17 protein-coding genes and 1 pseudogene are annotated in these 18,062 nt (G+C 71.9%); 7 read left to right on the top strand and 11 right to left on the bottom strand.

Annotation, left to right across the window (positions count from 1 at the left end; translation table 11 throughout):
• Nucleotides 1-32: 32 nt before the first annotated feature.
• Genes ACQPZG_RS07045 through ACQPZG_RS07055 form a run of 3 tightly spaced genes read left to right on the top strand, consistent with a single transcriptional unit; the run spans nucleotide 33 to nucleotide 2,200 of the window.
• Nucleotides 33-1,019, top strand: coding sequence for an ArsR/SmtB family transcription factor (locus ACQPZG_RS07045; protein ID WP_433544963.1), 987 nt, complete (start codon nucleotides 33-35; stop codon nucleotides 1,017-1,019).
• Nucleotides 1,016-1,471, top strand: coding sequence for a hypothetical protein (locus ACQPZG_RS07050; RefSeq protein WP_433544964.1), 456 nt, complete (start codon nucleotides 1,016-1,018; stop codon nucleotides 1,469-1,471). The genes ACQPZG_RS07045 and ACQPZG_RS07050 overlap by 4 nt, the downstream gene beginning before the upstream one ends.
• A 9-nt stretch (nucleotides 1,472-1,480) precedes the next feature.
• Complete coding sequence (locus ACQPZG_RS07055; protein ID WP_433544965.1) at nucleotides 1,481-2,200, top strand: SIR2 family NAD-dependent protein deacylase; 720 nt, start codon at nucleotides 1,481-1,483, stop codon at nucleotides 2,198-2,200.
• 120 nt (nucleotides 2,201-2,320) lie between these two features.
• On the opposite strand, the gene ACQPZG_RS07060 is transcribed toward ACQPZG_RS07055, so the two are convergent.
• The 3 genes from ACQPZG_RS07060 to ACQPZG_RS07070 all read right to left on the bottom strand — a co-directional run bounded on the left by ACQPZG_RS07060 (nucleotide 2,321) and on the right by ACQPZG_RS07070 (nucleotide 5,807).
• Nucleotides 2,321-2,824: a methylated-DNA--[protein]-cysteine S-methyltransferase gene (locus ACQPZG_RS07060; RefSeq protein WP_433544966.1), complete on the bottom strand. Its 504-nt coding sequence runs from the start codon at nucleotides 2,822-2,824 to the stop codon at nucleotides 2,321-2,323.
• Between the two features lie 13 nt (nucleotides 2,825-2,837).
• Nucleotides 2,838-4,307: an AlkA N-terminal domain-containing protein gene (locus ACQPZG_RS07065; RefSeq protein ID WP_433549292.1), complete on the bottom strand. Its 1,470-nt coding sequence runs from the start codon at nucleotides 4,305-4,307 to the stop codon at nucleotides 2,838-2,840.
• Nucleotides 4,308-4,730: 423 nt separating this feature from the next.
• Nucleotides 4,731-5,807 (bottom strand): lipoate--protein ligase family protein, encoded by a 1,077-nt coding sequence (locus tag ACQPZG_RS07070; RefSeq protein WP_433544967.1) that lies wholly within the window; start codon nucleotides 5,805-5,807, stop codon nucleotides 4,731-4,733.
• A 146-nt stretch (nucleotides 5,808-5,953) separates the two neighbouring features.
• Between ACQPZG_RS07070 and ACQPZG_RS07075 the strand changes: the two genes are divergently transcribed.
• A complete protein-coding gene (locus tag ACQPZG_RS07075) occupies nucleotides 5,954-6,772 on the top strand; it encodes an inositol monophosphatase family protein (protein ID WP_433544968.1) in 819 nt (272 codons plus the stop codon).
• A 200-nt stretch (nucleotides 6,773-6,972) separates the two neighbouring features.
• Here the strand turns inward: ACQPZG_RS07075 and ACQPZG_RS07080 are convergent.
• Nucleotides 6,973-7,086: pseudogene (locus ACQPZG_RS07080) on the bottom strand (nucleotidyltransferase domain-containing protein); the annotation flags it as partial.
• A 114-nt stretch (nucleotides 7,087-7,200) separates the two neighbouring features.
• Between ACQPZG_RS07080 and ACQPZG_RS07085 the strand changes: the two are divergent.
• Together ACQPZG_RS07085 and ACQPZG_RS07090 are read left to right on the top strand one after the other, a co-directional pair.
• Nucleotides 7,201-8,616, top strand: a complete 1,416-nt coding sequence (locus tag ACQPZG_RS07085) for a phytoene desaturase family protein (protein WP_433544969.1) — start codon at nucleotides 7,201-7,203, stop codon at nucleotides 8,614-8,616.
• Between the two features lie 102 nt (nucleotides 8,617-8,718).
• Nucleotides 8,719-9,216 (top strand): SRPBCC family protein, encoded by a 498-nt coding sequence (locus ACQPZG_RS07090; protein ID WP_433544970.1) that lies wholly within the window; start codon nucleotides 8,719-8,721, stop codon nucleotides 9,214-9,216.
• 28 nt (nucleotides 9,217-9,244) lie between these two features.
• On the opposite strand, the gene ACQPZG_RS07095 is transcribed toward ACQPZG_RS07090, so the two are convergent.
• From ACQPZG_RS07095 to ACQPZG_RS07120, 6 genes are all read right to left on the bottom strand, one after another.
• Nucleotides 9,245-10,246 carry a TIGR03842 family LLM class F420-dependent oxidoreductase gene (locus tag ACQPZG_RS07095; RefSeq protein WP_433549293.1) on the bottom strand — a complete coding sequence of 334 codons (1,002 nt, stop codon included), beginning with the start codon at nucleotides 10,244-10,246 and terminating at the stop codon, nucleotides 9,245-9,247.
• A 137-nt stretch (nucleotides 10,247-10,383) separates the two neighbouring features.
• Complete coding sequence (gene hydA, locus ACQPZG_RS07100) at nucleotides 10,384-11,775, bottom strand: dihydropyrimidinase (protein WP_433544971.1); 1,392 nt, start codon at nucleotides 11,773-11,775, stop codon at nucleotides 10,384-10,386.
• A gap of 71 nt (nucleotides 11,776-11,846) precedes the next feature.
• The gene (locus ACQPZG_RS07105) at nucleotides 11,847-13,130 is read right to left on the bottom strand and encodes an aspartate aminotransferase family protein (RefSeq protein WP_433544972.1); all 1,284 of its coding nucleotides are present in this window, start codon (nucleotides 13,128-13,130) and stop codon (nucleotides 11,847-11,849) included.
• Nucleotides 13,127-13,969, bottom strand: coding sequence for a nitrilase-related carbon-nitrogen hydrolase (locus tag ACQPZG_RS07110; RefSeq protein ID WP_433544973.1), 843 nt, complete (start codon nucleotides 13,967-13,969; stop codon nucleotides 13,127-13,129). Before ACQPZG_RS07110 ends, ACQPZG_RS07105 begins: the two co-directional genes overlap by 4 nt.
• A gap of 251 nt (nucleotides 13,970-14,220) precedes the next feature.
• Nucleotides 14,221-14,616, bottom strand: coding sequence for a PPOX class F420-dependent oxidoreductase (locus ACQPZG_RS07115; protein WP_433544974.1), 396 nt, complete (start codon nucleotides 14,614-14,616; stop codon nucleotides 14,221-14,223).
• A gap of 10 nt (nucleotides 14,617-14,626) precedes the next feature.
• Nucleotides 14,627-14,896: a helix-turn-helix domain-containing protein gene (locus ACQPZG_RS07120; RefSeq protein WP_433544975.1), complete on the bottom strand. Its 270-nt coding sequence runs from the start codon at nucleotides 14,894-14,896 to the stop codon at nucleotides 14,627-14,629.
• Nucleotides 14,897-14,937: 41 nt separating this feature from the next.
• On the opposite strand from ACQPZG_RS07120, the gene map reads away from it, so the two are divergent.
• The gene (map, locus tag ACQPZG_RS07125) at nucleotides 14,938-15,711 is read left to right on the top strand and encodes a type I methionyl aminopeptidase (RefSeq protein WP_433544976.1); all 774 of its coding nucleotides are present in this window, start codon (nucleotides 14,938-14,940) and stop codon (nucleotides 15,709-15,711) included.
• Between the two features lie 323 nt (nucleotides 15,712-16,034).
• Here the strand turns inward: map and ggt are convergent, their stop codons facing one another.
• Nucleotides 16,035-17,873: a gamma-glutamyltransferase gene (ggt, locus tag ACQPZG_RS07130; protein ID WP_433544977.1), complete on the bottom strand. Its 1,839-nt coding sequence runs from the start codon at nucleotides 17,871-17,873 to the stop codon at nucleotides 16,035-16,037.
• Between the last annotated feature and the right edge of the window lie 189 nt (nucleotides 17,874-18,062).

The raw sequence follows: 18,062 nt of genomic DNA on the forward strand, positions 1-18,062 counted from the left end.
CGCCGGACGATGCGACGGGGGGCGCCGGGTTCATGGGCTGGTGGCAGGTCGACGCGGACACCCTGGCGGGCGGTCGGTTCGTCGTGTCCCCCCTGTCGGAGGCCATTTCGAGCCTCAAGCTGCTGCAACTGCACGCACCCGCCGCACACCCCGGCGATCGGGCCTGGCTCGACGCGCACCTGCCCGCCTTCCGTCGCAAGGTCGCCGAGGACCCGTTGCTTCCCCTTCTCCTGAAGTGCGCGTTCCGCCCGACCTGGAACGCGGACTTCATCACCCCGACCCCGGTCGGCGACGCCAAGCAGGATTTCGCCCAGGAACTGGAGCGGGTACGCGCCGCCTCAGCCGATTCCGTCCTTTGCGACCTCGCCGTCGCGCTCGGCGGCCCGCCGCCCGCCGAGCTGCTCCGCACCGATCTGGCGGAACGGGCCGCCGCACTCCTCGACTGGGTGTGGCGGGAGACCGTTCTCCCCGAATGGCCACGCCGGCGCCGGGTGCTGGAGGCGGACATCGTGTCGCGCACGGCTCAGCTGAGCCGCGGCGGCTGGGCGACGGCGCTGGGGGGCATGCGGCCGGGGATGCGCTGGCTGGGCGGCGACCGGTTGCAGATCAACACCCAGGACAACCCGCCGCGCGAGGTCGCCGGGGCGCAGTTGCTCTTCGTCCCGGTGAGTTTCGCCACGAGCTGGGTGTCGTGGGAGGGACGGCGGCGGTTCGCCGTGGTGTACCCGTGCGCGGGCGCCCTGGCCGAGCTGGGCTGCGGTCGCGCCTCTGCGCCCGAGGCGTTGGCGGCACTCCTGGGCCCGGCGCGGGCGGGCATTCTCGTGCTCCTCGGCTCCCCGAAGAGCACGACCCAGTTGGTGGCGCTGACGGGACTGGCACTGGGCTCGGTGGGCCGCCACCTGAAGGTGCTGCTGGACGCCCGCCTGGTACGCCGCATGAGAGCCGGCCGGTCGGTCCTGTACTACCGGACGGAACCGGGCGACGGCCTGGTGCACGCGCAGGACCGGGCACAAACATGAGGCAGCGTCAGGAAACGCCCTGGCACCGCTGGTTCGTGGTCAGCGTGTACTCGGGAGCGCTGCTCGTCGGGACGGTGTCCCACCTCACGGACCTCTTCGTCCACGGGCTCAGCGCGCACGCCGCGTTCGCCCCTCGTTGGCTCGACCTGTACTGGGCGGCGCTCGCGATCCTCGACCCCCTTGCCCTGTTCCTGGTGGTACGGGGCGCGTGGCGAGGGCGGAGCACGGCCGGAGTGCGACTGGTGTGCGCAGTGATGGCGACGGACCTCGCAGCGAACGTGTACGCGGTCTACGGGCCCCTGCACAGCCGTGTACAGGACGCACCCGGCCTGCAACGCCTGTTGCTCTTCGCCCTGTTCGTGGCGGTGACGGCACCCTGGCTGGCCCGGGACTCGCGTCGCGCCGCCCGTGCGCCCGAATCCGCCTCGCGTCACGCATGTCCCGCTGCGTAACCTCCCCGCATGACTCTTGTCGCGATCCTCAGCGGTGCCGGTGTCTCGACCGACTCCGGCATCCCCGACTACCGGGGCCCGAACGGGCTGTGGCGGCGCGATCCCGATGCCGAGAAACTCGTCACGTACAGCTCCTACATGGCCGATCCGGAGATCCGTCGCAAGTCGTGGCTGATGCGCCGTCAGCACACGACCCTGCACGCCACGCCGAACGCCGCTCACCGGGCGGTCGCCGAGCTGGACCGGCGGGACGGCTTCGCGGTGCGCGTGATCACACAGAACGTGGACGGGCTGCACCAACTGGGCGGCATGGCGGAGCGCAAGGTGCTCGAACTGCACGGGACGGCGCGGGCGGTGACGTGCACCCGCTGCCATGCCCGCTCCTCGATGGACGACGCCCTGGCCCGGGTGGACGCGGGCGAGCCGGACCCGCCGTGCCTGGTGTGCGGCGGGATCCTGAAGTCGGCGACGGTGATGTTCGGCGAGTCCCTGGATCCCGTGGTGCTGGGCGATGCGATCGCCGTGACGAAGGCATGCGAGGTCTTCGTGGCGGTCGGCACGAGCCTGGCGGTGCAGCCCGCCGCGTCTCTGGCGGGCCTGGCGGCGGAGCACGGAGCGCGGCTGATCGTCGTGAACAGGGAGCCGACTCCGTACGACGCCCTCGCCGACGAGGTCGTGCGGGAGCCGATCGGGACGGCGTTGCCCGCACTGCTCACGGGGCTGGGCTAGAGCAGTTCCCGGTCCGTGCCGGACGCGCTGCCGGGCCGCCGTGCCGGACCCGCTGCCGAGCCGGAGGCGCCACCGTGCCGCCGTTTCGGGCCGCCGTGCCGGAGGCGCTGCCGGGCCGCGCTAGAAGAGGGCGGCTGCGGTGGGGACGCCGCTCTCGAAGGCGAGCAGTCGCTGCTTGCGGTCGAGGCCGCCGCCGTAGCCGGTGAGACTGCCGGTGGATCCGATGACGCGATGGCAGGGGACGATGATGCCGACCGGGTTCTTGCCGTTGGCGAGGCCGACGGCTCGCGAGGCCCCCGGCTTGCCCAGCACGTCGGCGAGTTGACCGTACGAGCGGGTCTCCCCGTAGGGAATGCGCTGGAGCTGCTCCCACACGCCGCGCTGGAACGGTGTGCCGTGCAGGCGCACGGGGACGGTGAACTCCCTCAGCTCCCCGGCGAAGTAGGCGTCGAGCTGCTCGATCACCTCGGGGAACGGCTCCGGGTCCGGAACGCCGAAGCTCTCTTCGACGGGACGGTGGCGCTGGCCGACCATGTAGAGGCCGGAGAGGACGCCGTCGGTGGCGACGAGGGTGAGCGGCCCGTACGGGCTGTCGACGACGGTGTGCTGCGTGACGGAGGACATGGGTACGACTCCCCTACTTCGGAAGGTGGTTGATGGGATGGGCATCGGTCGCCCACAGGTACTGGACGGCGTACGCCCGCCAGGGCCGCCAGGCGGCGGCACGCGCGGTGAGCGCGGCCGGAGTGTGCGGCAGCCCCAACCCCTGTGCGGCACGCCGGATCCCGAGGTCCGAGGGGAGGAAGGCATCCGGGTCGCCGAGGGCACGCATCGCGATCACCTCGGTGGTCCACGGGCCGAATCCGGGAAGCGCGAGGAGCTGGGCGCGGGCCCGCCCCCAGTCACTGTCGACGCTCAACCGTAGGGTCCCTTCCGTCAGTTGGGCGACCAGGGTGGTCAGCGTCGCGCGGCGACTGCGGGGCAGCGCGAGCGCTTCGGGGTCGAGTCCGGCGAGCGCCTCCGGGGTCGGGAAGAGGTGGGTGAGCCCGCCTTCCGCGTCGTCGACGACGGCTCCGTGGGCGGTGACGAGCCGGCCGGCGTGGGTGCGGGCGGCGGCCGTCGACACCTGCTGACCGAGCACCGCCCGTACGGCGAACTCGGCGGCGTCGGTGGTACGCGGAACCCGCCGTCCGGGTGCCTGAGCCACCAGGGGGGCGAGCAGCGGATCGGCTCGCAGCCGCTCGTCGACGGCGACCGGGTCGGCGTCCAGGTCGAGCAGCCAGCGGCAGCGGCTGATGGCGTGAGTCAGGTCCCGTAGGTCCGTGAGCGACAGGCGACAGGCGATGTGGTCGGGGCGTGGCGTCAGGGCCACGATGCCGTGCCCGTAGGGGAGTTGCAGGGTGCGCCGGTACGCGCCGTCGCGCCACTCCTCCACCCCGGGGACTGCGGTGGCCGCGAGGTGACCGAACAGGTTGTCCGGGTTGAGCGGGGCACGGAACGGCAGCCGCAGGGCGATCACTCCCGGCGCCTGTGCCCCGCTCCCGTTCCTTCCCCGCGCCCGCAGCTCGCCCGGCGGCAACCCGAAGACCTCCCGCACCGTCTCGTTGTACGTGCGCACCGAGGAGAAGCCGGCGGCGAACGCGATGTCCGCCATCGGCAGGGCGGTCGTCTCGATCAGCAGTCTGGCCGTCTGCGCCCGCTGGGCGCGGGCCAGTGCTAGCGGCCCGGCGCCCAGCTCGGCGCGCAGTTGCCGCTCGATCTGCCGGGTCGAGTACCCGAGCCGCGCCGCGAGGCCCTGGACTCCTTCGCGGTCGACGACCCCGTCACGGATGAGCCGCATGGCCCGCGCGACCGAGTCGGCACGGGCGTTCCACTCGGGGGAGCCGGGGCTGGTGTCGGGCCGGCAGCGCTTGCACGCCCGGAACCCGGCCTGCTGGCAGGCCGCGGCGCTCGGGTAGAAGGTCATGTTCTGCGGCTTGGGGGGTACGACGGGGCAGCTCGGCCGACAGTAGATCCGGGTGGTCGTCACCGCCGTGAAGACCCACCCGTCGAACCGCGCGTCCTTCGACTGCACGGCGCGGACGCAGCGTTCGGTGTCGTGGTGCATGGCACGCGTGGCCTGGTCGGCCGGAGTGGGTGACATGACCCCAGCATCCGCCATCCCCACCTCCGTCCGCTGGCGGAAATCCGACATCGACCTACGGCGACCAGGTGGCTGCCCGAGGACCATCCGACAGGAGGCGGTCAGCCGGGCGGGGCAGCGGTGCTGGGAACGGCGCTCCACCGGGGCGTCCCCGGCCGTCCTTCCGCCACCCACTCCCCCGGCCGTCCCGTCCCGCCCCGCTGCCGAGCGATCACCGGCCCCGTGCCCCGTCCCACTGCCGAGCGATCACCGCCACGTGCCCCGCCTGGCCTCGCCGAGCGATCACCGGCCCCCTGGCCTTGTCCCACCGGCAAGCGACCACCGGCCCCATGGCCCTGTCCCCGCGCCGACCGACCACCGGCCCCATGCCCCGCCCCACCGTCCCACCTACGGCACGCGCCCCGTCCACTCCCCTGTTCCGAACTTCTCCCGCGCCAGTTCCTCCGCCCGCGCCATCTCCGCCTCGGTCACGGAACCCTGCTCCAGCCCGTACCGCCCCCGGAAGGATCCGATCATCCGCTCGATGACGGCTTCCCGTGCCAGTCCCGTCTGCCGGCGCAGTGGATCGACTCGCTTCTTCGCGCTCTTCGTCCCCTTGTCGGAGAGCTTCTCCTTGCCGATCCGCAGCACGTCCGTCATCTTGTCGGCATCGATGTCGTACGCCATCGTCACGTGGTGCAGCACCGCTCCCCCGGCGTCGCTGACCATCCGCTTCTGCGCCGCCCCGGCGACCTTGCCGGCGTCGGTCGCGATGTCGTTGAGCGGTTGGTACCAGGCCTTGACGCCCATGTCGCCGAGCGCGCCCAGCACCCAGTCGTCGAGGTAGGCGTAGCTGTCGGCGAACGACAGGCCCTGCACCAACGCGGTCGGCACGGACAGCGAGTAGGTGATCGTGTTCCCCGGTTCGATGAACATCGCGCCGCCGCCGCTGATCCGCCGTACGACCTGGATTCCGTGCCGCTCCGCCCCCGCCGGGTCGACCTCGTTGCGCAGCGACTGGAAGCTGCCGATGACGACGGCCGGGGCGCCCCATTCCCAGACCCGCAGCGTCGGCGGGCGACGGCCGGCCGCCACCTCGGCGGTGAGGACCTCGTCGAGCGCCATGTGCAGGGCCGGGGACTGCGGTCCCTGGTGGACGAGCTGCCAGTCGTAGTCCGTCCAGTCGGTGGCGTGCGCCAGCGCCCGCCGCACGGCGACGGCGATTCCCTCCGCCGTCAGCCCGAACATCACCGTCCCCTCGGGCAGTGCCGCCTCGATCCGGGCGGCCAGTCCGGCGGCGTCGGTGTCGGCGGGCGCGCCCTCAAGGGCCCGGTTGATGGCGACGATCGCTTCGTCCGGCTCCAGGAAGAAGTCGCCGGCGACGCGCACGTTGCTCAGCACGCCGCCTTCCGGGCCGTCGCCGTCTGCCGTGTCGAGGTCCACGACGACGAGCTTGCCGCCGGGGACCTTGTATTCACCGTGCACCGTGTTCCGCCTCCATCAGCCCCGTAGGGGTGGTCGTGACCAGCGACAACGCTATCCCGACCCGGGACGTTCCTCACCTTCCGGACGGTCTGCCCACGGCGGACCACCCGGGCCGGTTGTCAGTGCGGCGTGCTTTGCTGGGAGGCATGATCGAGAACTCGCTTGTCGCCGCCGTCGAAGGGGCCGTCCGCAGGGCGGTGGCCGACGAGGTCATGCCCCGGTACCAACAGCTCGCCGCGCACGAGGTGGTGGAGAAGAGCGGCCCGTACGACCTGGTGACGGTCGCGGACCGGGGCGCGGAGGAGCATCTGACGGCTTCGCTCACCCGCCTGCTGCCGGGCTCGGTGGTGGTCGGGGAGGAGGCGGTGCACGCGGACCCGACGGCCTACGGGGCGATACGGGGCGCGGCCCCCGTGTGGATCGTCGATCCGGTCGACGGGACCCGTCAGTTCGTGCACGGGGAGCCGGGTTTCTGCACCCTGGTGGCGTTGGCCGTCGACGGTCGGGTGCAGGCCTCGTGGACGTACGCGCCGGCGCTGGCCGAGATGGCCGTGGCGGTACGGGGCCGGGGCGCCACGCTGAACGGCGTGCCCCTCAGGTCGGGCTCCCCCGCACCCGGCAGTGCGCTGCGCGTGGCCACGTCGCACCCTGACTACACGACCGAGGACCAGAAGAAGGCGTTGCGGGCGCTGGAGACGGAGGGCGTGCTTCCCCGGCCGTGCGGGTCGGCGGGCCTGGAGTACCTGGCCGTGGCCCGGGGTGAGCTGGAAGCGGTCGCGTTCTCCTGGGAGCTGGCGTGGGACCACGCGGCGGGGCTGCTCCTGGTGGAGGAGGCGGGCGGCACGGACCGTACCCGTACGGGCGAGCGCTACCGGATCGCGGGCGGCAACACGCTTCCGTTCACCGCGGCACGGGACGAGCCGACGGCGGAACGGGTGCGGGCGCTGCTGGCAGCGGAGGGCTGAGCGGCCGGGGTCGCCGGGGTCGCCGGGGTCGCCGGGTCAGGCTCCCCCGTACCTCTCGCACCAGTTCCTCCGCAGCACGTACCGCCTCCGGGTCGAGTCCGTGCAGGGCCGGCCCACCCGCTGGGTGAAGTCGGGCGGGGCGCAGGCCAGGCGGGCGGCTGCCGCCAGGGCGCCCTTCTCGTTGAGGCACCACGTGCGTCGCGGTAGTACAGGCCCAGGTCCCAGTCCGAGTCCGGACGGTGCGTGCCGCGTACGCGACTGCCGCCGAGGACCACGGCGCGTACGCCGGCGACGGTCGGCAGACGTTCGGCCATGGTGCGGATCGTGGGATGCACGGTGCGCGACCCCACCCCCGTCCGCCCCGCCGGTGCACGGGAATACCCTGGTGCTCCGACTGGTGAGCGCGTGAGGAGCCCGAGGTGTCGCCGATGCTGGATGCAGTGGTCGTGGGGGCGGGGCCCAACGGTCTGACTGCCGCCGTCGAGCTGGCCCGCCGCGGTCTTTCCGTGGAGGTCTTCGAGGCGAAGGACACCGTGGGCGGCGGCGCCCGCACCGAGGAGCTGACGCTGCCCGGCTTCCGGCACGACCCGTGCGCGGCGGTGCACCCGCTGGGCATCGGCTCCCCCGCCTTCCGGAACCTGCCGCTGGAGCGGTACGGGCTGGAGTGGCTGCACCCCGAGCTGCCGATGGCGCACCCGTGGGACGACGGCACGGCGGTGGTGCTGTCCCGTTCCGTGGCGGAGACCGCCGCCTCCCTCGGCGTACGGGACGCCGGTGCGTACCGGCGACTCGTCGCCCCGTATCTCGGCAGGTGGGACAGCCTGTCCCAGGACTTCATGTCGTTGCCGCTGACCGCGCTGCCTCGCCACCCGGTGACGCTGGGCCGGTTCGGGCTGACTGGGCTGCCGCCGTCGACCTGGCTGATGCGGCGGTTCCGCGACGAGAAGGCCAAGGCGATGATCGCGGGCCTGGTCGCGCACGTGATCGCGCCGCTGAACGGGCTCGCGACGGGCGCGGTCGGCCTGCTGTTCGCGCTCGCCGCGCACGCGAACGGCTGGCCGGCGCCGCGCGGCGGCTCCCAGGCGATCCCCGACGCGCTCACCGCGTACCTGCGCGACCTGGGCGGAGTCGTCCACACTGGTTTCGAGGTGAGGCGTCTCGACGACCTGCCGCCGGCGCGCGCCTACATCTTCGACACCTCGCCGACCGCGCTCGCCCGGATCGCGGATCTCGGCAACGTGTATGAGAACTACCGGTACGGCGCGGGCGTATTCAAGATCGACTACGCGTTGGACGGGCCGGTGCCGTGGACCGCCGAGGAGGCCCGCAGGGCGGGAACGGTGCAGGTCGGCCCGACGAGGGGCGAGATCGACACGGCCCTGCGGCAGGCGTCGCGGCAGGGCAGGGCTCCCGAGGCCCCGTTCCTGATCACCGCCCAGCCGAGCCTGGCCGACCCCTCCCGCGCGCCCGAGGGCAAGCACGTCTTCTGGGCGTACGGGCACGTCCCGCACAACTGGCAGGGCGATCTCACGGACGCGATCGAACGCCAGCTCGAACGATTCGCTCCCGGTTTCCGCGACCGCGTCCTCGCCCGCGCCACGGCGGGCCCGCGCGAACTCGTCGCCCGCAACGCCAACTACGTGGGCGGCGACATCGCCTGCGGCGCGTTCACCGGCCTCCAGGTCCTCTTCCGCCCGAAGCTGTCACTCTTCCCGTACCACACCTCGCGCCCGGCGGTCTTCCTCTGCTCGTCGGCCACTCCGCCGGGCCCCGGGGTCCACGGAATGTCGGGGCACAACGCCGCGAAGGCGGTCTGGCGCACGCTGCGCGCCACGGACGGCTGAGCCCCCTTCCCCGCTGCGGGGACCCTGCCCCAGGTCCCCGGCGCGGGGCGCCCGGCCCCCGTTCGCCGTGCCGATCCCCCGGCGCCACCCCACAATGACCACATGGACGACCTGGACCGCGCCACCGCCTTCGACTACGTCACCTACCTCAGGGCCACCCCCGACCGGATCTGGGAGGCGCTGACCGACCCGGCGTCCACCGCCCGCTACTGGGGCATGACGTTCGAGTCGGACTGGCGGGCCGGTTCGCCGATGGTCTGGCAGGGGATGGGGCTGGGCGGGAACGACCCGGAGCAGGTGGTTCTCGCCGCCGAGCCGGGGCGCAGACTCTCCTACACCTGGCACACCTTCACCCCCGAGTTCGCCGAGGCCACGGGCATGCCCCCGGAGCTGCACGCCGATCTGGCGGCGGAGTCCCGCTCGAAGGTGACGTTCGACATCGAACCGGCCGGGCCGACGCTGACCCGTCTGGTCACCGTCCACGACGGCTTCGACGAGGGCAGCACCGTCCTGTCGATGATCCGTGACGGCTGGCCCGCCCTGCTCTCCAGCCTCAAGACCTACCTGGAGACGGGCGACCCCCTGCCCGACCCGCAGTAGCCCGTCGGGGCGTGCGGTGCGCTCGTCCTCAGGCGGTCAGCGCCGGGATGATCGACGCCCCGTACGCGTCGATGGTCGCCTCCCGCGCGTCGTGCATGTCGTAGAGGGCGAACTGGTCGACGCCCAGGGCCCGTAGCGCCCGCAGCTTCTCGACGTGCGCCTCCACGGGCCCCAGCAGGCAGAAGCGGTCCACGATGTCGTCCGGCACGAAGGCGGTGTCCGGGTTGTCGGTCCGCCCGTGGTGCGCGTAGTCGTATCCCTGACGCTGTTCGATGTACGACGTCAGCTCCGCCGGCACGAAGCCGCTGTCCGCCCCGTACTTGCTGACCAGGTCGGCCACGTGGTTGCCGACCATCCCACCGAACCACCGGCACTGGTCGCGGGCGTGCGCCAGGTCGTCGCCCACGTAGGCCGGAGCGGCGACGCAGATCTTCACCTCGGCCGGGTCCCGCCCGGCGTCGGACGCGGCGTCGCGCACCGCCCGGATCATCCATTCCGTGAGGAAGGGGTCGGCGAGCTGGAGGATGAACCCGTCCGCCTTCGCCCCGGCGAGGGCCAGCGCCCTGGGCCCGTACGCGGCCATCCACACCGGGAGCCGGCCGTCCCGCACCCACGGGATCCGCACGGACTGCCCGTCGACCTTCGCCTCGCGCCCCTCTCCGAGGTCGCGGATGACGTCCATGGCTTCGCCGAGCCGGGCCAGGGTGTTCGGCCTGCGGCCGGCGACGCGCATCGCGGAGTCCCCGCGGCCGATGCCGCAGACGGTGCGGTTGCCGTACATGTCGTTGAGGGTCGCGAAGGTGGAGGCGGTGACCTCCCAGGTCCTGGTGCCCGGGTTGGTCACCATGGGGCCGACGATCATCCGGTCGGTGTGCTCCAGGATGCGGCTGTAGATGACGAACGGCTCCTGCCACAGGACGGCGGAGTCGAAGGTCCAGCCGTAGCGGAACCCGTTGCGTTCGGCGCGGCGCATCAGGCCGACGACCTCGGAGGCGGGCGGGTCGGTCTGCAGGACGAGTCCGAAGTCCATCGGCGCACTGGGCATGAGGGGTGTACCTCCTGGTTCAGGTACTTCGGGGGCTGGTTCAGGTACTTCGGGGGCGAACTGGTGGTGATCCGGTGGGTGGCGAGGCGGTGGCTTCTCTTCGGGGCCGCGGCGGGGCCCGCTCAGCGCGCGTACTGCGAGGTGGACCGGGCGAGATACCCCCCGTGCCCGGGACGGCCCTTGAACTCTCCCTGGCCGATGACCACTTCGCCCCGTGACAGGACCGTCTCCACCCGCCCCGTGATCCGTCGCCCCTCGTAGGCCGAGTAGTCGACAGCCATGTGGTGCGTGGCCGCGGAGATCGTCTGCTCGGCCGCCGGGTCGTAGATGACCACGTCCGCGTCCGCGCCCGGTGCGATCGTTCCCTTCCGTCCGTACAGGCCGAACATCCTCGCCGGGGTCGCGCACGCGATCTCGATCCAGCGGCGGCGGGTGAGGTGGCCGTCGACGACGGCCTGGTGGAGGAGGTCCATGCGGTTCTCCACGCCCGGGAGTCCGTTGGGGATCTTGGAGAAGTCGCCGCGGCCCCTCTCCTTCTGCCCGGTGAAGCAGAAGGGGCAGTGGTCGGTGGAGACCACCTGGAGGTCGTCGGTGCGCAGGCCCCGCCAGAGGGCGGCCTGGTGTTCCTTGGGGCGCAAGGGGGTGGAGCACACGTACTTCGCTCCCTCGAAGTCCGGCTCGGCGAGGTTGTCGGTGGACAGGAAGAGGTACTGGGGGCAGGTCTCGCCGAAGACCGGGAGCCCTTCCGTACGGGCGCGGGAGATCTCCGCCAGTGCTTCCCGCGCCGACACGTGAACGACGTACACCGGCGCGCCCGCCACCTGGGCCAGCTTGATGACGCGGTGCGTGGCCTCGGCCTCCAGCAGGGCCTTGCGTACCTCGCCGTGGTAGCGGGGGTCGGTCTCGCCGCGGGCCAGGGCCTGTTCGACGAGGACGTCGATGGCGAGGCCGTTCTCCGCGTGCATCATGATCAGCCCGCCGTTGCCGGCGGCCCGCTGCATCGCGCGCAGGATCTTCCCGTCGTCGCTGTAGAAGACGCCGGGGTAGGCCGTGAAGAGTTTGAACGAGGAGATTCCCTCGGCGACCAGACCGTCCATCTCCTTCAGCGACGACTCGTTGACGTCGGAGAGGATCATGTGGAAGCCGTAGTCGATCGCGCACTTGCCGTCGGCTTTCGCGTGCCAGGCGTCCAGGCCGGCGCGCAGGCTCTGGCCCGGGGACTGGATCGCGAAGTCGATGATCGTCGTCGTGCCGCCCCAGGCGGCGGCGCGAGTGCCGGACTCGAAGGTGTCGGCGGCGAAGGTACCGCCGAAGGGCATCTCCATGTGAGTGTGCGCGTCGACGCCGCCGGGGATCACGTACTTCCCGGTGGCGTCGACGACGCGGTCCGCGGTCCAGTTCTGGGTTCCCGGGGTGGCCAGCGCGGCGATGCGGCTGCCTTCGATCAGTACGTCGGCGTGGACTTCTTCGGCGGCCGTGATGACGAGGCCGCCGGCGATCAGAGTGCGGGTCATGCTTCGCACCTCCTCGGGAACGGGGCAGAGCGGGAAGGGGGCAGGGGGGCACGCGGGCGGGAGGAGGCGAACTACACGCTGTGCAGGGCGGCTTCGAGGATCGTGGCGCCCTCCTCCGCCTCCGCCACTGTCAGCGACATGGGCGGCGCGATGCGCAGGACGCTCGTGTTGTGGCCGCCGCCCTTGCCGAGGAGGAGGCCGCCGCCTCGGGCCGCTTCCTGGACGGCGGTGGCTGCTTCGGGCCACGCCTCGTCGGTGCCCGGCCGGGTGATCTCGATGCCCAGCATCAGGCCCCGTCCGCGTACCTCCCGTACGCAGGGGGTGGTGGCGCCGAGGGCGCGCAGGCGTTCCAGGAGGAGGCCGCCGACGCGGCGGGCGTTGCCCTGGAGGTCGTGTTCGAGGAGGTACGAGAGGTTGGCGAGGCTCGCGGCCATGGTGACAGGGGAGCCGCCGAAGGTGGAGATGGAGCCGGAGTCCAGGCAGTTCATGACCTCGGAGCGGGCGACGACGCCACCGACGGACATCCCGTTGCCGATGCCCTTGGCGAAGGTGAGGATGTCGGGCGGGCCGTTCTCGGCATGGGCCTGCCAGCCCCAGAAGTGGTCACCGGTGCGGCCCCAGCCGGTCTGCACCTCGTCGGAGATCCAGAGGATGCCGTGGCGGGAGAGGACTTCGCGGAAGGCTGCGTAGAGGCCGTCCGGTGGGGAGGTGAAGCCGCCCACACCCTGCACGGGTTCGGCGATGAGGGCCGCCACCTGGCCCCGGGTCTGACCGAGGAGGTCTTCGAGGTCGGCGACACACGCAGCCACGAACTCGGCGTCGGTGAGGTGGGCGAAGGGGCCGCGGTGGCGGACTCCTCCGTGCACGTAGAGGGTCTGGAGCGGCGAGAGGCTGGTCGGGGACCAGTTGCGGTTGCCGGTGAGCGAGACGGTGGCGAAGGAACGGCCGTGGTAGCTGTTGCGCATCGCGAGGATCTGGTGGGAGCGGCGGTACGCCGTTGCCAGCAGCAGCGCGGTGTCGTTGGCCTCGGTGCCCGAGGTGGTGAAGAAGACGCGGGCGTCGGGGATTCCGGAGAGGTGGGCGACCCGTTCCGCCAGGTCGATCATGGGGCGGTTGAGGTACAGCGTCGAGGAGTGGATCAGGCGGCCGGCCTGCTCGGCGACCGCCTTGCTGACCTCCGGGAGGGCGTGCGCGGTCATCGTGGTGAGGATGCCGCCGAAGAAGTCGAGGTACCTGCGGCCCTCGGAGTCGAAGACGTGGCGGCCTTCGCCGTGGGTGAGTTCGAGGGGCTGCTGGTAGTACAGCGCGAGCCACTCGGGCAGGACGGCCTGGTGGCGGGAGTGCAGGTCGGTCACGGCTGAACCAGTCCTTCGTACGCGTCGGGGCGGCGGTCGCGGTAGAACGCCCACTGCTGGCGCACTTCCTCGATGAGGTCGAAGTCGAGGTCGCGTACGACGAGCTCTTCCTTGGTGTCGCTCGCGGTGTCCCCCACGAACTTGCCGCGCGGGTCGACGAAGTAGCTGGTGCCGTAGAAGTCGTTGTCGCCGTACTCCTCCTGCCCGACGCGGTTGATCGCGGCGACGAAGTACTCGTTGGCGACGGCCGCGGCAGGTTGCTCCAGCTGCCACAGGTGGGAGGAGAGGCTGCGTGAGGTGGCGGAGGGGTTGAAGACGATCTGTGCGCCGCCGAGACCCAACTGCCGCCACCCTTCGGGGAAGTGGCGGTCGTAGCAGATGTAGACGCCCACCTTGCCGACGGCCGTGTCGAAGACCGGCCACCCCGCGTTGCCCGGTTTGAAGTAGTACTTCTCCCAGAATCCCCTGACTTGCGGGATGTGGTGTTTGCGGTACATGCCGAGGTAGCTGCCGTCGGCGTCGATGACGGCGGCGGTGTTGTAGTAGAAGCCGGACTGCTCGCGCTCGAAGACCGGGACCACGATCACCATGCCGGTCTCGCGCGCGAGGTCCTGCATGCGGCGGGTGGTGGGGCCGTCCGGCACCGGCTCGGCCCAGCGGTAGTGCTCGGCCTCCTGCACCTGGCAGAAGTAGGGGGCGTTGAAGACCTCCTGGAAACCGATGATCTTCGCGCCCTGCCGGGCGGCCTCACGGGCGTGTTCCTCGTGCTTGGCGATCATGGATTCGGTGTCGCCCGTCCAGGTGGCCTGGACGAGGGCGGCGCGTACGACGTTGGCCATGGCTCGTCTCCGTATCGAACCGGACGTCCCGCCCTTCCGACGGAACGTCAGAGACCTTCTACACCCGTAGAGTTGGGACGCTTCGGGACGCTGATCGAACGAACGTAAGCCTCGGCGGGGAGCGGGGCAAGACCGTCGCCGCCAACCCGCCGAGTGGATCACCTTTCACACCCGCAGGAGTGAAGGGCGGGGTTTACACCTCGATCGCGAACTCGATCACGAACGGCTCGCCCACCGGCCGTCGCACTCGCTCAGGTGCTCGAAATTTCGATCTTGATGCCGACGTGCGGTCGCCGGCCGCGGCGCACCAGGGTGGCGGGCAGGTCGGTGAGCCAGAACTGCCAGGTGTACTTCCGGGCGAGCAGCTTTCTGACGAACCGCAGCCCGTCCTGGTCGAGCACGGTGGCCCGGCCCTCCACGGTCGGCGCACCCTTCCTGAGGCCGCCCCGGGCGTCGCAGGGGGTGACGGTGACACGGCCGTCACGGCGGATCCGCTTGACCTTCCAGGACTCCGAGTTGGTCCACACGTAAAGGACGCCGCTCTCGCCGGCGACCCAGACGGGAGTGGCGACGGGCGTGCCGTCTTTCCGGAAGGTCGTGAGGCTGATGTAGCGGGTACGGGCCAGGGCCGACGTCAGGTCATCCATGCCCTGGACCCTACGCGGCCTCCTCGACCGGCAGCAGTGCGCAGCGCTGGAGGAGCTCGTCGAGGGAGAGGCCGAGGGTGGCCGCGAGGGCGGCGACCGTGAAGAACGCGGGGGTTGGCGCGCGCCCCGTCTCGATCTTCCGCAGCGTCTCGGCGGAGAGGCCGGAGCAGGCGGCCACGTCGAGCATCGAGCGACCGGTGGAGGCGCGGGCTTCACGGAGCAGCCGGCCGAGGCGTTCGCCGCGTGCGCGCTCTTCGGGGGTGAGGGAGGTACGGACCATGGCGTTATTCTAATACCTGCACGACCGGTATAGTAATTGGCATGGTGGAGATCAAGACGGATGCGTCCGTGGACGCGATGCGTGAGGCCGGCCGCGTGGTGGCCCAGGCACTGAAGGCGGTACAGGATGCGGCGTCGGTCGGGGTGACGCTGCGCGAACTGGACGGAGTGGCGAGGAAGGTACTGCGCGAAGCGGGGGCCGGTTCCCCCTTCCTGGACTACCACCCGGACTGGGCCCCGGTGCCCTTTCCGGGGGTCATCTGCGCCTCGGTCAACGACGCGATCGTGCACGGCGTGCCGGACGGTTACCGGTTGCGCGACGGCGACCTGCTGAGCATCGACTGCGGCGCGAGCCTCGGAGGCTGGGTGGGCGACTCGGCGGTCAGCTTCACGGTGGGCCAGGCGCGACAGGAGGACGTGCGCCTCATCGAGACGGCGCGTGAGGCGCTGGACGCGGGGATCGCGGCGGCCGTGGTCGGCAACCGCGTCGGCGACATCGCCCACGCGGTCGGCACGGTGTGCCGACGGGCGGGTTACGGCATCCCGCAGGACTTCGGCGGCCACGGCGTGGGACGCACGATGCACGAGGGGCCGGACGTGCCGAACGAGGGACGCCCCGGGCGGGGCATGAAGCTGCGGCACGGAATGGTGATCGCGATCGAGCCGATGCTGATCGGGGGCGGCGGGGACGACTACCGCCACTCGCCGGACGGCTGGACCCTGCGGACGACCGACGGCAGCCGTGCGGCGCATGCGGAGCACACGGTGGCGATCGTGGCGGGGGGCGCGGCGGCGCGGGTGTTGACGGCGCTTTAGGTGGGGTCGGCAGCCGGGGCGGCGCGTGCGGGTGGTGGGTGCGAGACGCGTAGGTGGGGTGGGCGGGGCGTACGTGGGGTGGGGGGACGCGGGGTGGGCGGGGCGTACGTGGGTGGAGGGACGCGGGGTGGGGGGTGTGCACCGCCCGGTGGGGGCAGCCCCCCTTGCCCGCCTTCCCTCAAGTACTCGGCTTCGCTCGTGCAGGGAGGCACCCCCGCGCCCCCGGGGACGGCCCCGCCGCCCAAGGGGGCTGCGGGGGCGGCGGGGTACGGAACGACGGAGGCGGCGGGGTACCGGGCTGCGAGGGCTGCGGAAGGCCGAGGCTAGTGGGGGGTGGGGTGGGTGACCATGGCTGAGCCTCCGCCGCGGCGGACCTTCTCCGCCGCGGCGAGCCAACGGCCGTCCGGCAGCCGCTGTACGCCCGTCGCCGCCCCGATCTCCGGGTTCGCCTTGAAGACGTGTCCGAGCGCTTCCAGTTCGGCCCGCACCGGACTGTTCCACAGGCCCGGCTCCAGCTCCGTCGTGGCGGAGTTGCGCTGGCTCGCCCTGGGTGCCGCGATCGCGTCGACGAGCGGCAGACCCCGGTCCAGGTGCCCGATCAGCGACTGGAGCACTGTCGTGATGATCGTCGCGCCGCCCGGCGAACCGAGTGCCAGCACCGGCCGGTCGTGCCGGTCGAGCACGATCGTCGGCGAGATCGAGGACCGCGGTCGCTTGCCCGGCCCCGGCAGGTTCGGGTCGTGCACCGCAGGGTTCGCCGGGGTGAAGGAGAAGTCGGTCAGCTCGTTGTTGAGCAGGAAGCCACGGCCCGGGACGGTGATGCCGCTGCCGCCCGTCGACTCGATCGTCAGCGTGTAGGCGACGACGTTGCCCCACTTGTCGGAGGCCGTCAGGTGGGTCGTGTTCTCGCCCTCGTACGTCGTCGGGGCGGCCTGTCCCGAACTCCGGCAGGTGCGCGACGGGTTGCGGGGGTCGCCCGGCGGCAAGGGACTCACCAGTACCGCGTCGTCCTTGATCAGGCACTCACGGGAGTCCGCGAACCGCTGCGACAGCAAACCCTTCGTCGGGACGTCCTCGAAGGCCGGATCCCCGACCCAGCGCCCGCGGTCCGCGAACGCGATCCTGCTCGCCTCGATGAAACGGTGCAGGTACTTGGCCTGCGACGCCCTGGAGAGGTTCGTCCGTTCGAGGATGTTCAGCGCTTCGCCCACACTCGTGCCGCCCGACGAGGAGGGGCTCATGCCGTACACGTCGAGCCCCCGGTAGGACACCTTGGTCGGCTTTCGCCGCTCGGTCTCGTACGCCCGCAGGTCCCGCTCCGTCAGGTCGCCGGAGCGCACCACCCGGGTCGCCTTCGGGTCGACGGGGGGCTTGCGCACGGTACGGACGATGTCGCGGGCGAGGTCGCCCCGGTACAGCGCGCCGACGCCGTGCCGGCCCAGTTTCTCGTACGTGCGGGCCAGGTCGGGGTTCTTGAACGTGGAGCCCACCACGGGCAGTCGGCCGCCCGGCAGGAAGAGCTTCGAGGAGTCCGGGAAGTCCCGGAAACGGGCCTCGTTGCCTTCGGTCTGCGCACGGAAGGTGGCGTCGACGGTGAATCCGTCGCGGGCGAGGCGCTCGGCGGGCTTGAGGAGGGTGCGGAGCGGCTTCGTGCCCCAGGCGTCCAGCGCCGCTTCCCATGTGGCGGGCGTGCCCGGGGTGCCGACGCCTCGGCCGCTGGTCATGGCCTCGGCGAACGGGATGGGCGTACCGTTCTCGACGAAGAGGTCCTTGGTCGCGCTGCGCGGGGCGGTCTCGCGGCCGTCGATGGTGTGCACCTTGCGGGACTTGGCGTCGTAGTGGACGAAGTAGCCGCCCCCGCCGATGCCCGCCGAGTACGGTTCCGTGACGCCGAGCGCGGCGGCCGTGGCCACCGCCGCGTCGACCGCGTTGCCGCCGGCCCGCAGGACCGCGATGCCCGCCGCAGAGGCGTCGGCGTCGACGCTGGCGACAGCGCCTCCGTAGCCGACCGCGACCGGGACCTTGACCGGCGGGGCGCCGGAGGAGCCCGTGCTCGACGGGCTCGCGCTGCCCGGCGGGGCCGCTGCTCCCACCGTGACGACTGCCGCTGTCGCGGCCAGCAGGGACAGTGCCCGTACGGCGGGCCGGGTGGGTCGACGCATGCGTACCTCCTGGCGAAAGGCGTCCGCGCAGCGTAGCCGCACCGCCCTCGCCCCGCCAGGGACCCCGGGTGCGTCTGCCGCCTCGGCCTGCACACCACACGACTGCCACGTCCGTGGCACCGGTCGCACGACGGTCGCGTCCATGGTGCCGGGCCACACGACTGCCATGTCCGTGGTGGCGGGCCGCAC

The sequence above is a fragment of the Streptomyces sp. CA-294286 genome (assembly GCF_050947155.1).
In the GTDB taxonomy this organism is placed as follows: domain Bacteria; phylum Actinomycetota; class Actinomycetes; order Streptomycetales; family Streptomycetaceae; genus Streptomyces.

Coding starts and splice junctions, on each gene's coding strand:
- ACQPZG_RS07115 (WP_433544974.1), bottom strand. CDS start 14,616: ATGGATGACCTGACGTCGGCCCTGGCCCGTACCCGCTACATCAGCCTC.
- ACQPZG_RS07090 (WP_433544970.1), top strand. CDS start 8,719: ATGGACGACCTGGACCGCGCCACCGCCTTCGACTACGTCACCTACCTC.
- ACQPZG_RS07075 (WP_433544968.1), top strand. CDS start 5,954: ATGATCGAGAACTCGCTTGTCGCCGCCGTCGAAGGGGCCGTCCGCAGG.
- ggt (WP_433544977.1), bottom strand. CDS start 17,873: ATGCGTCGACCCACCCGGCCCGCCGTACGGGCACTGTCCCTGCTGGCC.
- ACQPZG_RS07050 (WP_433544964.1), top strand. CDS start 1,016: ATGAGGCAGCGTCAGGAAACGCCCTGGCACCGCTGGTTCGTGGTCAGC.
- ACQPZG_RS07120 (WP_433544975.1), bottom strand. CDS start 14,896: ATGGTCCGTACCTCCCTCACCCCCGAAGAGCGCGCACGCGGCGAACGC.
- ACQPZG_RS07055 (WP_433544965.1), top strand. CDS start 1,481: ATGACTCTTGTCGCGATCCTCAGCGGTGCCGGTGTCTCGACCGACTCC.
- ACQPZG_RS07095 (WP_433549293.1), bottom strand. CDS start 10,246: ATGGACTTCGGACTCGTCCTGCAGACCGACCCGCCCGCCTCCGAGGTC.
- hydA (WP_433544971.1), bottom strand. CDS start 11,775: ATGACCCGCACTCTGATCGCCGGCGGCCTCGTCATCACGGCCGCCGAA.
- ACQPZG_RS07110 (WP_433544973.1), bottom strand. CDS start 13,969: ATGGCCAACGTCGTACGCGCCGCCCTCGTCCAGGCCACCTGGACGGGC.
- ACQPZG_RS07060 (WP_433544966.1), bottom strand. CDS start 2,824: ATGTCCTCCGTCACGCAGCACACCGTCGTCGACAGCCCGTACGGGCCG.
- ACQPZG_RS07065 (WP_433549292.1), bottom strand. CDS start 4,307: ATGCACCACGACACCGAACGCTGCGTCCGCGCCGTGCAGTCGAAGGAC.
- map (WP_433544976.1), top strand. CDS start 14,938: ATGGTGGAGATCAAGACGGATGCGTCCGTGGACGCGATGCGTGAGGCC.
- ACQPZG_RS07045 (WP_433544963.1), top strand. CDS start 33: ATGGGCTGGTGGCAGGTCGACGCGGACACCCTGGCGGGCGGTCGGTTC.
- ACQPZG_RS07085 (WP_433544969.1), top strand. CDS start 7,201: ATGCTGGATGCAGTGGTCGTGGGGGCGGGGCCCAACGGTCTGACTGCC.